The organism is Pseudomonas sp. FW507-12TSA (assembly GCF_058781435.1).
The window spans coordinates 111,724-125,012 of record NZ_JBYSWT010000015.1 but is presented as its reverse complement, the minus strand read 5'-3'; the positions used below and the strand labels follow the sequence as shown (position 1 = coordinate 125,012).

The following is a 13,289-nucleotide window of genomic DNA, read 5'->3' as shown; positions in this document are numbered from 1 at the left end:
TGCCTCTCTTTTGTTGGAGTTTTCAGAGATAGCTCGTGCCCCGCGAACCCGTTGCCAGGTTCGCGGGGCTGGTACAACACCTTGCATATCCGTTGCCGGGGCCTCAGAACGCCCAATCCAGGGTCAGGCCGACCCCGTGGCTCTTGTCGCGACTACCCAGCAGTGCGTTGTAGTCCAGGTTGACCCGGGCCTGGCGGCCCAGGGCGATTCCCGCCCGTGCGCCGACCACGGCCGCATCGCGATCCAGGGACAGCGCCTGGACCTTGTAGGTATCGCCCTGGCCAGCGAAGGCCAGGTGCTGGTCGGACCCGGTGGAACTCAGGTTGTGCTGCCAGCCCAGGGTGGCGGACAACTCCAGCGCCTGGCCGCCGGACAACTGCAGTTGCTTGCCGGCACGCATGCCCAGGGTCGAGAGCCAGGCATCGCGATTGTCCTGCCCTCCCTTGAGCGCGGCGGCGCCGCCATGTTCCTTGAAGCTGTCGCTGGCGATATGCACATAGGCCAGGTTGGCGAACGGCTCCAGCGCCATGCTCGGCAGCGCGACCTTCCACGCGGCCTCGCCGAACACCTGGGTGCTCTGGGCATCGCGCTTGCTCTTCTGGCGATCGGAGACCTCGTTGTACTGCAGCTCGCGCTTGGTCTCGATGCGGTGCCAGCTGTGGCTGCCGCCCAGGCTCAGGCGCACCTGCTCCAGCTCCTTGCCGGCATAGGCGCCCAGATGGTAGCTGTCGACACTGGCCGAAGAGTGACGGTCATCGCCCATGCTCAGCGAGCTGTCGCTGTAGCCGGTGAAGACCCCGACGCGGGTGTCCTCGCTCATCTGCCCGTCGATACCCAGCAACATGCCGCCAATCGAACTGCTATAGCGCGCATGTCCGGAGTCACCGTCGGCCTTGCCCCAGGCTCCCAGGGCCTTGACCCACAGGCCGTTGCCCTGGCCTTGCGCTGCCGGAGCGGCGGCGATGTCCTGCTGACGGGTACGCTCGCCCACGGCATCGCGCAGTTGGCGGCTGTCGTTGAGCAGCAGGTTACCCACCGCCGGGTGGATTTCCCCGGACAGTTGATCGAAAGCCTGCTGCGCGCTGCTGGCATTGGCCGACAACAGCAGGCTCTCGTAGACCGGATTGCCCGCGCCAAGCTGATCGGCAGCCGCGGCCACCGAACGCTGGTTGGCGGTCAAGCCGACACTGGCGAAGGACGTGGCGTTGCGCTGCACGGCCAGTTGGACCCCGCTGCCGGTATAGGCCAGGCCACCCCCGAGAAACAGCGAATTGGACTGCACATTGGCGAAACCACCCTGTACCCCACCTGCGGCATCCAGGATGTCGAATTGCCGTCCCACCAGGCTCGTGGCTTGCCGGGACTGCAACGAAACCCCGGGGTTCTGCAGATCCAGGGCGAGGTTGGCACCGCCCAGGCTGACCTTGCCATCGCTGGCCAGGCGGTCGCTGCCTGCGGCGTCCACCTCCACGGCATAGGTCGAGCCCGGCTGGAAGGTCACGTCGGAACTGACGTGCAGGGTGCCGATGGAATTGCCCGGGGCCACCACGCCGCCGGCATTGGCCACCAGCGCGCCGATCCGGCCATTGCCGCCCAGCACGCCGCCGTCGTTGACCGTCACCGTCGATTGCAGCGAACCATTGACCGCCAGGCGTCCCTGGTTGACCAGGGTCGGTCCGGAATAGCTGTTGTTGCCGGTAAGCACCAGGGTGCCGATGCCCTGCTTGGTCAGGCCGCCGTGGCCGGAGATATCGTTGCTCCACAGGTCCAGCATGCAGCTCAGGTCGTTGCAACGCCGCTGGGTCGGCTTGCCGGCATCCACCAGGGCGCCGACTCCCGGCAGGTCGACCACGAACTGGCTCGGGCCGTAGCCGCCGGCGATGCGGAACTCCTCGGGAATATCCTGCTCGGTAACCAACATGCCCGGGCCACGGATGCCCTTGTCCAGGTTGATCATGCCCCAGCCGTACAGGGCATCGATGCCCGGCGCGCCCAGGTCGGTGGCAGTGGTACGCAGCACGCTGGCGATCTGCGCGCCGCTCATGTAGGGGAAGCGCTCCATCAGCACCGCCGCCGCTCCTGCGGCATGGGGCGCGGCCATGGACGTGCCGTTCTTGTTGGCGTAGCCCAGGGTCAGGTCTTCCAGGCTGGTACCGCCAATCACCGCGCTGTAGATCCGGGTACCTGGGGCCGATACGCAGAAGCTCGCGGTATAGCCGCAGCGGGACGAGAACGTACTGATCACGTACGGATTGGCGCTGCTGGTGTCGGGGTTCTGCTGCAATGCCGCCACGGTCATCCAGTTGGGAGCGATTTGCGGGACGAAATAGCCCAGTCCGGCAATCGCATCGGGGTTGTTCAGGTTGTAGTCGTTGCCGGCGGCGAAGATGGTCAGGACTCCGCTACGGGCCGCAGCGATGGCGCCGTCATAGGCTCCGCCGGGCAAGGTGCCCAGCAACGGCTGGATCTGCGCGAACTGCGCACGGGCGTCGTCCACGGTGAAATGCGGGAAGTCCGGATTGCGCCCACCCTTGGCGAAGCGATCGGTGATGCCGATGCCCCAGCTGTTGTTGATGATCCGTGCGCCACTGGCCACCAGGCTGTCCCAGCCGGCCTTGTACACCGCGCCATCGTTGCCCAGGACGATGCCGTCCTCGGGGCCGGGGTCGCCGTTGTCGGCGCTGATGATCTGCGCGTCATAGGCTACGCCATGCATCTCTACGCCATCACGGTTGCCAGCGGCGATGCCGCCGACGTGGGTGCCGTGGGAACCCAGCTTGCCGTCCGAACCCACCGACGGGCTGCCGTCATAGCGGAAGGCATCGCCGGCCTTCACCGGGATGTAGGGGTCGGTGTACTGGCGGGTGCCACTGGTGATGAGGGTCACGATCTTGTCCTTGCCGGCGAACTCCGGGTGCTTGGCATACACCGGTTGGTCGAAGATCCCCAGCTTGACGTCCTTGCCGCTGTAGCCGGCGGCATAGGCGCTGTCGGCGTTGATCGCCCCCAACCCCCAGTCGGCCTTGAATTCACTGCTGCGCCAGCTGCTGGCATCGCCCAGCCTTCCAGTCTCGACGTAGGGCGCGGCCTGGGCCGTGCCCACTAACGCTGCCCAACCCACCAGCACTCGCCCCAGTGGGGCCAGGGACCAGCCCTGCCCGAGCGCGCGGTCATCCTTTCTGACTTGCTTCACTACGACCTTCCTTAGCTGCATTGATGAAAAACTGCGTTGGTCAAACTCCGTATTGCGACGCCTGGCTGGCAAGCCCATGGGCTCGCCAGTGCCACGGCGCTTCAGAAACGCCACTGCAGGTTGAGCCCTGCTCCATGCTGTTGCTCACGACTGGCCAGGCGTCCCTGGTAGTCCAGGCTCAGATCCAGGTCACGGGTCAGCCCGACCCGGGCCTGCAGGCCCACCAGCGCGGCGTCGCGCAAGGCCGGCGCGGCTTGCACCCGGAACGGCAAGTCGCTACCGGCAAAGGCCAGGTGCTCGCGATCCTGGGTCCCGCTCAGGCGGTGCTGCCAGCCCAGGCTCGCCGCCAGTTGCAGGTCCTGTTGCGGGCCCAGTTGCCATTGCTGGCGCCCACGCAAGCCCAGGGTGCTGAGCCAGGCATCACGCTGCTCGTCACCGGCATGCAATGCCGCAGCGTCGCCCTTCTCGTGGAAGGCATCGCGATCCAGGTGCTGGTAGGTCAGGTTGGCGAAGGGTTCCAACTGCACCGCCGACAACGCCAGGCGATAGGCCGCCTCGGTGAACAGCTGCTGGCTGCGGGCATCGAGCCGTGCGCGCTGGCGGCCGGACACCTGGCCATAGTCCAGGTCACGCCGGACCTCGGCGCGGTGCCAGCTGTAGCTGCCGCCCAGGCTCAAGCGCCACTGGTCCAGGTCGTGACGGGCATAGGCGCCAAGGTGGTAGCTGTCGACCGTGGCCCGGGAGTGGCTGCCGCCCATGCCCAGGGAGCTGTCGCTGTAGCCGGCGGCAAGGCCGGCCCGGGTCTGCTCGTCGAAGTCACGGTCCAGGCCCAGCAGCAGGCCGCCCAGGGAACTGCTGTAGGATTCGCTGCCCTGCACGCCCTCGATCCGCCCCCAGCTGCCCAGGCTCTTGAGCCAGAGCTGGGCACCCGGCTCGCCCGATGTGGTGCCAGTGGCGTTGGTCTGCGGGGCCCCACCTTGCGCACGCTCGCCCAGCGCATCGCGTACCACCGCGCCCTGGCTGAGCAGCATCGAGTCCAGCGCCGGGTAGATCTCCCCGGCCAACTGCCGCAGGCCATCCCGGGCCTGGTCCGCCGAGGTCGAGAGCAACAGGCTTTCATACACGGGGTTGCCCGGTCCCAACCGCTCCACGGCGCCGCCGCTGGCGCGCTGGTTGGCCGTGGCCCCGACACTGTCGAAGGTCGCGGCGCTGCGGGTCACGTCCAGCTGCACGCCGTTGGCCGAATAGTCGAGCAAGGTCCCGAGGAACAGGTAGCCGGGCTGGACCTGGGCGAAGCGCCCGTTGACTCCGCCCGCGGCCTGCAGGATGTCGAACTGGCGCCCCACCAGGCTGGCCACCGGGCCGCCGGCCAGCAGGTTCTGCTGGGCCTCGGGCGCCAGGCTGAGATTGGCGCCAGCGATACTGGCCTGGCCGCCAACCACAAGCCGGTCGCTGGCCGTGGGCGACAACTCCACCCGATAGGTCGAGCCCGGCTGCAAATCCAGGTTGCCGGCGACATTCAAGGTACCGATGGAATTACCCGGGGCCACCACGCCCCCGGCGCTGGCAGTCAGGGCAGCGATCCGGCCGTTGCCGCCCAGGGTGCCGCCGGCGTTGACCGTCACCGCCGACTGAAGGTTGCCATTGACCGCCAGCAACCCGCCATCGACCCGGGTCGGGCCGCGGTAGCTGCTGTCCCCCGCAAGCACCAGCCAACCGGCGCCGGACTTGACCAGGCTGCCCTGGTAGACCCGTTGCGCGGCGGCCGCGTCCCGGGCCATGCCCAGGGCGTAGTCAGTGCGATCCTGCTGGCTGGCTCCCGCTGCCAGGCCATTTTCCCAACCGCGGTCCTTGAGGGTCTGCTGCCAGGCTTGGCGTTCCGCGGCATCCTCGGCTTGGCGCTGCACCAGGGCCTGGTCGGAGATCCCGTTGCTCCAGATATCGCCCTGCCCACGTCCCAGGTTGACATCGAATTCCCCCAGCAACTGCCCGGGGCCGTGCAACGCCCGATCCAGGTCCGGCACACCCCAGCCCACCAGGTTGCTTGGCCCCTGGGTCGGCGAGCCATCGAGCTGGCGCGAGGTGGTCAGCAGCACTTGCAGGGCCTGCTGGTTGTTCAGGTAGGGATAACGCTCCATCACCAGGGCCAGGGCCCCGGTGGCATGGGGTGCGGCCATCGAGGTGCCGTTGTAGGTGGCATAACCGCCACCCGGCACGGTACTGGTGATCGCCGCGCCCGGGGTGGCCAGGCACCAGTACTTGGCGATGCCGCACTGGTTGTATTTCTGCTGGTTGTTCTTGTCCAGGCCCGACACCGCCAGCCAGTGGCCTTCCAGCTCCGGCTGGAAGTACGGCAGCGCCGAACGCACACTGGCATTGGCATAACCACTGTTGCCGGCGCTGAACACGTTGATCACACCGCGGCGCGCCACGTCGCCGGCGGCGTCGAGCCAGGTGTCCTGCTGGAAATGCTGGGCATAGGCCGCGCGCAAATCACCCAGGGTCTGGTAGCTGACGTCCTTGGGCTGGCTGCCCCAGCTGTTGTTGATGGCCCGCACCCCGGCATCCACCAGGGCGCCGTAGACCGCCTTGAAATAGCGCGGATCGGGGTCGGTGCCGAATAGCAACTTGTCGTTCTTGTTGGTGTTGCCCACATACACCTGGGCATTGAAGGCCACGCCATGCATGCCCACGCCATCCCGGGCCGCGCCCATGGTGCCGGTGACGTGGGTGCCATGGCTGTCGTTGGCGCCATTGAGTATCCCGGACACGCTGAACGGGGTGCCGTCCAGGAACTGGCCGGTGGCGGTAACCGAGTGAAAACGTCCGGGACTGGCCTCGGGGTGGGCGGCATCGAACCCCGAGTCCAGGGCACCGATGCTGACCCCGGCGCCGGTGATCCCGGCGGCGTAGGCCTGGTTCGCCTGCATGCGCTCCAGGCCCCAATCCTGCTGGTATTCGGCCGAACGCCAACTGGCGGGGTCGCCCAGGCGGCCGGACTCTTGATAGGCCGCCGCAGCCGACAGCGGCAACCCGGTGGCGAACGCCAGGCACAGGGTGCCTGTCAGCGTCTTGAGCTGATCACATCTCACATCCATGTCGATGACTTCTCTTGTTTTTGTTGTCGGACCGCCCATTCCGGGTCGATCAGTGTGTCGCTGCATTGCCTGGCCGCAAGCCCGCGGCCCTATCGAGCCGGAGGCGGTCGCCCGCCCCTGGCCTGTTACTTGGACTTCAGGCGAAAACGAAGCTCGAGCCGTTGACTCCCTCCATGCCGACACCCAGCAGCGTCACCGAGTAGTCGCCCACCTTGAGCAAGGTGTCGCCACCGCTCTGGGACAGGTGCTGGCTGTAGTCGAAATGGCCATCGACCCCCGGCACTCCCATGAACACCAGCTTGTCGCTGGCCTGGTAACCGTGGATCAGGTCATCGCCGAAGTTGCCGCTGAACAAAAAGGTGTTCACTCCGCCACCGCCGGACTGCATCACGTCGTTACCGCTGCCACCGACGAAGGTCACGTTGGGTCTGTCGCTACCCAGGAAGTCGTTGCCATCATGGCCGAACAACCAGTCGCCATCGACCCCGGCCAGCAGGGTGTTGCCATAGCCATCGCCATTGAGGGAATGGTTGTAGGCGTACCACGCATGGCCGTCGAACATGCCGTCGGCGCTGAGGCTGTAGGTGACGTCCCGACCGCTCCACTGCCAGAAGCTGCCCTGCTCGTGGCTGACCAGCGCGCCGATATCGCGGGTCATGCTGATACCGCCGTAGGCATCGCGGATGTACAAGGTGCCGTCGCCGTCGTTGGCGATGGAGAAGTTCTGCAAGGGTTGGCGCAGCTCCAGCACGTTATGGCCCTGGCCACCGTGGATGATGTTGTAGCCGCCGTCATCGCGGAACCGATCATCGCCGGCGCCGCCATCCAGGTAGTCGTTGCCCTTGCCGCCGCGCAGCAGGTCGTTGCCTTCGGTGCCGATGATGAAGGTGCTGCCGCTGTGCTGCTCAGAGTAGAGGTTGAGGTCCTTGACCCAGACCTGGTCGCGCTTGCCCTCGGACAGGTTGGAGATCACCACCGTGGAATCGCGACTGGTCAGGTCATAGAAATCCGAGGCGATCAGGCGATTCAGGCCCGCGGCGTAGTCCACCGCACTATGGGCCGACCAGGACGCGGGGTTGAGGATGCTCTGGGGCACCAGCTTGCCCAGCAGCGACGAATAGTGATCGGTGAAGCTGACGATGTTGTTGGTCGCCGACTCCTGGGGCCGGTCATGGGTGCCCAGGGATGAGCCGTTGAAATGGGTACCGTCCAACACCCGGAATACCGGATCGTTCTCATAACCGATGTTCAGCACCTGATGACTGTCGGCGCTCTGGGTCGGCGAGGCGAAGGCCACATAGTTGGCATCCTTGAAAAAACCGCCCCAGTGCTCGCCGCTCATGGCCGCCAGGCTGTTGACCCCCAGCCCGCCCAAGCTATGCCCGGTGACCAGCACGTCCTTGCCGGCCAGGCCCTGGGCAGCGGCGAAGGCAGCGACCTTGCCCAGCAGGTTGTCGAAGGCCAGGCGGCTGTAGTTGTCGGCAAAGCCCGGGGAAAACGCCGCCTGCAGGTCGTTCACCGCATCGGCCAGGCTGTCGGTGCCGCGAAAGCTGATGCCGATGGACAGCAACTGCCCACTGGCGTCGTACTTGCCGAGGATCTCCACCTGGGCATCGCTGACCGAGGCTTGCTCGCCGCAAATGGTGCCCTGGGCGCTGACGTTGCCCTCATAGCCCAGCTGTGTCGCGCTGATCGGCCGCCAGGAAGTGCCCGGCAAGGGCTGCCCCGTGGGGGACGAGGCGTACAGGGCCAGGTTGATGGCGTCGCTGTACTGGGCTTTACCGGCACTGCCAAGGGCGTTCTTGTAATCGAAGATGCTCATCTGCTTTCTCCTTTTTCATCCCTGTGCCCGCGTCCTTCGGCAAAGGCCTAGGGCACCGCGCGTTGACCGAAGGCCTCGTCGACCCGGGCCAGGTCAGCTTCACGCAGGGTTCCTGCGTAGTAGTGCAATTTGGTCCAGGCCATCAGGTAGTCGTAGCGGGCCTGGGCCAGGTCGCGTCGGGTGGTGTACAGCTGCTGCTCGGCGTTCAGCGCGTCGAGGTTGACCCGCTCGCCCCCCTGGATGCTCTGCTTGGTGGAGACCACCAGCGCCTCGGCCGAGGTCAGGGCCTTCTGATAGGCACGCAGCTTGTTCACCCCTGATAGACAGGCACTGAATTGCCGGCGCAGTTCAATCAGGGTTTCCCGGGTCCTGCCGTCCAGCTCGTACTCGGCCTGCTCCATGTTGCGACTGGCCTGGCGCGTCGAGGCCGAGACGCCGCCACCGGCATACAAGGGCATGCTGATCTCGATACCGATGGTGTTGGTGTCGTAGCGCTGGTTATAGGTGTTGCCGCTCTCCGATTCGTTCTTGCGCGACATCGCGTAGGCGCTGAGCCTGGGCAGGTGTCCGGCGCGGTTGCGTTCCACTTCGTAGCGGGCCACCTCCACCCGCTGGCGCTGGGAAGCCAGCATCGGGTTGTTGCTCAGGGCCATTTCGTGCCAGCTGTCGTAGTTGGCCGGGCTCAAGGCGAACGACTGGAAGCCCTCCTGCAGCGGATCCAGGTCACGCACGTCGATGGCCGGTTCGCCAATCAGCGCCGCCAGCTCGCGCAGGGCCGCGTCTTGCTCGTCCCGGGCCTGGATCTCCTCGGCGGTGGCCAGCTCGTAGCGCGACTCGGCCTCGAGGATGTCGGTACGGGTGCCCTCGCCCTGCTCGAACAGATGGCGGTTCTGCTGGAATTGCTGGTCGAAGGCCTTCTTCTTGGCCAGGGCGATGTCGATCTGGTCCTGGGCGAACAAGGCCTTGGTGTAGTAATCCAGGACCCGCACCAGCAGTTCCTGGCTCTTGCTGCGAAAGTTCTCGTCGGCGAACAGCGCCTGGGCCACGCCCTTGCGGTAGTTGGCGTAGGCCTCGTAGTCCAGCAAGGGTTGCTGCAGGGTCAGGGACGAGCCATAGCTGTCGTAGTTGCGTTTATCGGTCTGGCTACCGCCCCGGGGGTCCGGATAGGTGGCCTTGGAATTGTTGTGGCCCTTGTTGTAGCTGTAGCTCAACTTGGGCAGCAACCCGGCCCGACCGATGATGCGGTTCTCGAGGCCGGCGTCGCGTTCCTTGATGGCGCCAAGGAACACCGGGTCGTTGCGCAGCGCCAGTTCGTAGACCTGGAACGGCCCCATGGCCTGGGCTCCCTGGCACACCAGCAAGGACAAGGTTGCAGCGAGGATGGAAAACTTACTCATGCGACGCGACATCCTTATTCTTCGGTCAGGGCGGAACCAGCCCGGTCGATCAGGGGCTTGAACAGGTAGTTGAGCAGCGAGCGCTCGCCGGTACGCACGAACATCTCGGCCGGCATCCCGGGCTTGATCACCAGGCCGTCGAGTTTTTCCATGGCCTGGTCGCTGACACTGCTGCGCAGCACGTAGTACGGCATGCCGGTGCGCTCATCGATCATCTGGTCGGCCGAGACCAGGCTGACCTCGCCGGAGACCCGGGGGGTGCGGCTCTGGTTGAAGGCCGTGAACAGGATGTCCACCGGCAGCTGGGTGCCGACCTTGTCCACCAGGTTCACCGGCAGCCGCCCTTCCACTTCCAGGTGGGTGCCCTGGGGCACGATTTCCAGCAAGGTGTCGCCCTGGCGTACCACCGCGCCCTCGGTATGCACCCCAAGGTTGACCGCGATGCCGTCGGCGGTGGCGATGATCTCGCTGTGCTGCAGGTCGAACCCGGCGGATGTCAGCTGCTGCTCCAGGGTCTGGGTCTTGAGCTGGGCCTCGGCCAACTGGCTGCGCACCTCCTTCTGGTACTCCTCGCCGTGCTGCTGCAGCTTGAGCCGGGACTCGAGGATGCCCTGCTCCACCCGGCCACTTTCCCCGGTGTTCTGCGCCAGCTCCTGCTGGACCTGGGACAACTGGCGCTGATACTCCAGCAAGCGGTTGCGCGGTATATAGCCGTTGTCGGCCAAGGGTTGCAGGTTAGCCAGCTGCTGGCGCAGAGAATCGGCCTGGTTGCCCAGGTCGTTGCGGGCCCGACGCATGCCCGCCAGTTGCGCGGTGGCGCCTTCGATATTGGCGCGGATCCCCGCCTGTTCACGCATGAAGGCCTCGCGTCGACTGCTGAACAGCTGCCGCTGGCCCTCGAGCACCAGGGCCAGGCGTGGGTCGTCGCTGCTGGTCAGTTGTGCCGGGAAGTCCACCTGCTTGAGGTTGTCGCGTTCGCTGCGCCAGCGCGCCAGGCTGGCCATGGCCATGCGGTACTGGGCCTGCAACGACTGCACGTCCGCCGCCACCTGGGTCTGGTCCAGGCGGAACAGCGGTTGGCCCTGCTTCACGCTTTCGCCTTCACGCACCAGGATCCGGCTGACCACACCGCTGCTCATGGATTGCACGGCCTTGCGCTTGCCGGACACCACCACCGTGCCCTGCACCGGGATCCCCTGGTCCAGGGGAGCCAGGGCGGCCCAGAGGAAGAAGCTGCCGGCGCCGGCCAGCGCCAGGAACCAGCCCAGGCGGGCGAAGAAACCGGCGTCGCGTTCGACCCGTTCGGGCACGTAGTCCTGTTCGATCATCATGTTGCTGTCCTTGCTCATGCGCCTTGATTCCGCGTCGGGGCCTGGTACTGGCGGCTCATGCTCAAGCCGCCGGGAGCCGCTGCGGCAGGTCGCTCCCGAGGTGCTTCCGGGGCCTGGGCTTGCTGTGCGCCGGCCAGGGCCTTGAGCACTTCCTGGCTGGGGCCGAAGGCTTGCAGGCGTCCTTCATTGAGCACCAGCAGCTTGTCGGCCAGGGCCAGCACCGAAGACCTGTGGGTCACCAGCACCACGCTGGTACCCCGGGCCTTGAGCTGGGCGATCGCCGCCGCCAGGGCGCTTTCGCCCACGGTGTCGAGGTTGGAGTTGGGTTCGTCGAGCACCACCAGGCTCGGGCTGCCATACAGCGCCCGGGCCAGGGCCACCCGCTGCTTCTGGCCGCCGGACAGGCCGCTGCCGTCATCGCCCAGGATCGTGTCGTACCCCTGGGGCAGACGCAGGATCAGCTCATGCACCCCGGCCATCTGCGCGGCCTGGACCACCTGCTCCGGATCGGCCTGGCGAAACCGCGCGATGTTCTCGGCGACGCTGCCGGTGAACAGTTCGATGTCCTGGGGCAAGTAGCCGATGTAGGGGCCCAGTTCATCGCGGTTCCAGCGGTGGATATCGGCGCCATCCAGGCGCACCGTACCGGCCAGGGTCGGCCACACGCCCACCAGCACTCGGGCCAGGGTCGACTTGCCGGAGCCGGAAGCACCCAGCACCCCCAGTACTTCACCGGCATTGATGCTGAAGTTCACCTGCTGCAGGGTCGCCATGCGCCGCCCGGGCGGGCCGGCGCTGACCTGTTCGAAGCTCACCTGGCCCTTGGGCGCGGGCAGCGACATGGCGCTGTCACCCGGAGGAAACTCGCGCAGCAGTGAATCCAGCCGGTTGTAGGCCAGCTTGGCGGCGCTCCACTGTTTCCACACCGCGATCAGCTGGTCGATGGGACTCAGGGCCCGGCCCATGAGGATCGAGCCGGCGATCATCATCCCGGCGGTCATGTCGCCCTTGATCACCAGCCAGGCGCCCAGCCCCAGCACCAGGGATTGCAGGCACAGGCGCAAGGTCTTGCTCAGGGAACTGATGACCGCGCCAGTGTCGCTGGCCTGGTTCTGCAGGCCGAGAAACCGCGAGTGCACGCCGAACCAGCGCTTGCGCAAGGAGCCGAGCATGCCCATGGCCTGGATGGTCTCGGCGTTGTGCAAGTGGCTGGTGGCCAATTGCGTGGACTGCTGCGAATACCCGCTGGCCTCGCTCAAGGGCTTCTTGGTCATGGCCTCGTTGAGGAATGCCAGGGCGATCAGCAGGGCTGCGCCCGCGGTGGCCATGACTCCGAGCCAGACGTTGAAGGCGAAGATCACCAGCAGGTAGATGGGGAACCAGGGAGCGTCGAAGAATGCGAACAGCGCCGGCCCGGTGAGGAACTGGCGGATCTGGGTCAAGTCGCCCAGGGACTGTCCGGCATACCCCTCGCCGCGGGCGAGGTTGCGTTCGAACGCGGCCTGGTAGACCCGCAGGTTGAAGCGCCGCTCCAGTTGGCTGCCGATGCGGATGACGATGAAGCTGCGCAGCACTTCCAGCAGGCCGATGAAGACGAAGAAGCCCACCACCATCAGCGACAGCATCGCCAGGGTGGTCTCGTTCTGCGAAGACAGCACCCGGTCATAGACTTGCAGCATATAGATAGAAGGAACCAGCATAAGCAAGTTTATCAGCGCGGTAAAACAGCCAACGCTGATCAGGATGCCTTTATATTCGCCCAGTGCCTTGAACAGTGGTGCGGGATGAGTGTTCTTCACCATTTTTTAACCATATCCCTGAGCTGTTAATCCGCGTTCGATTGCGAGGAGACAATGTAGTACATAACTAACAAAGTGCTCTTCTTAGTTCATAAAGCCTGCGGACACAGACAATTCGGACAGCTGTTTGCAACAGCAGCCCGAACATACTCCTGTCGGTCAAGCGAAAGACAATCTAGTGGCCGTCGAATACTAGACGAACATCACCAGCCGTTAATTAGCGGCGCGCTGCAGGACTATCAGACCGTCACTTTTCAGGCGCGCCTCGTACAGGCCTTCCTGCTGGCGACTGAAAAAGATCACCCTGGAACCTTCGCGCCCGGTGATGGAGATGCCGTCGGGTTCGGGGAACCAGCCCACGGCGGCTTCACCGATCCATCTGGACAGGCATTCAGCGCCATCGCCCAGGGCCGAGCCCTGCAGCAAGTCCAGCGTGCAGGACTCGCCCGGCTGGGCCGCCTGCTGCAATTGCCAGTGTCCAACCAGCTCCGAGGGGTCCGCCAAACGCAGGCTGCTTGCCATGGTCATCGCTCCATAAAACATCGTCAGCGTCGCCAGCAGCCGCAAGGCCGCCTTGCAACTCAAGGTGTGTGGGGTCATAGGGTACTCCGTCAGCGCAGTAGAATCGCTCAGCCCCAGGGCCGATACA

7 protein-coding genes are annotated in these 13,289 nt (G+C 65.7%); all 7 read right to left on the bottom strand.

Features of this window, described 5'->3' with window-relative positions; genetic code table 11:
* Window positions 1–103 precede the first annotated feature (103 nt).
* Window positions 104–3,214: an autotransporter outer membrane beta-barrel domain-containing protein gene (locus AC3WK8_RS16115; RefSeq protein ID WP_259331860.1), complete on the bottom strand. Its 3,111-nt coding sequence runs from the start codon at window positions 3,212–3,214 to the stop codon at window positions 104–106.
* Window positions 3,215–3,294: 80 nt separating this feature from the next.
* The gene (eprS, locus tag AC3WK8_RS16110; protein ID WP_103325110.1) at window positions 3,295–6,291 is read right to left on the bottom strand and encodes an autotransporter serine peptidase EprS; all 2,997 of its coding nucleotides are present in this window, start codon (window positions 6,289–6,291) and stop codon (window positions 3,295–3,297) included.
* A gap of 136 nt (window positions 6,292–6,427) precedes the next feature.
* On the bottom strand, window positions 6,428–8,113 hold the full coding sequence (locus tag AC3WK8_RS16105; RefSeq protein ID WP_103325109.1) for a polyurethane esterase: 1,686 nt from the start codon (window positions 8,111–8,113) through the stop codon (window positions 6,428–6,430).
* A 47-nt stretch (window positions 8,114–8,160) separates the two neighbouring features.
* A complete protein-coding gene (locus AC3WK8_RS16100) occupies window positions 8,161–9,510 on the bottom strand; it encodes a TolC family outer membrane protein (protein ID WP_492574072.1) in 1,350 nt (449 codons plus the stop codon).
* A 14-nt stretch (window positions 9,511–9,524) separates the two neighbouring features.
* The gene (locus AC3WK8_RS16095; RefSeq protein ID WP_371263416.1) at window positions 9,525–10,841 is read right to left on the bottom strand and encodes an HlyD family type I secretion periplasmic adaptor subunit; all 1,317 of its coding nucleotides are present in this window, start codon (window positions 10,839–10,841) and stop codon (window positions 9,525–9,527) included.
* Between the two features lie 14 nt (window positions 10,842–10,855).
* Window positions 10,856–12,643: a type I secretion system permease/ATPase gene (locus AC3WK8_RS16090; protein ID WP_022638925.1), complete on the bottom strand. Its 1,788-nt coding sequence runs from the start codon at window positions 12,641–12,643 to the stop codon at window positions 10,856–10,858.
* Between the two features lie 210 nt (window positions 12,644–12,853).
* Window positions 12,854–13,240, bottom strand: coding sequence for an AprI/Inh family metalloprotease inhibitor (locus AC3WK8_RS16085; RefSeq protein ID WP_053129450.1), 387 nt, complete (start codon window positions 13,238–13,240; stop codon window positions 12,854–12,856).
* Window positions 13,241–13,289 lie beyond the last annotated feature (49 nt).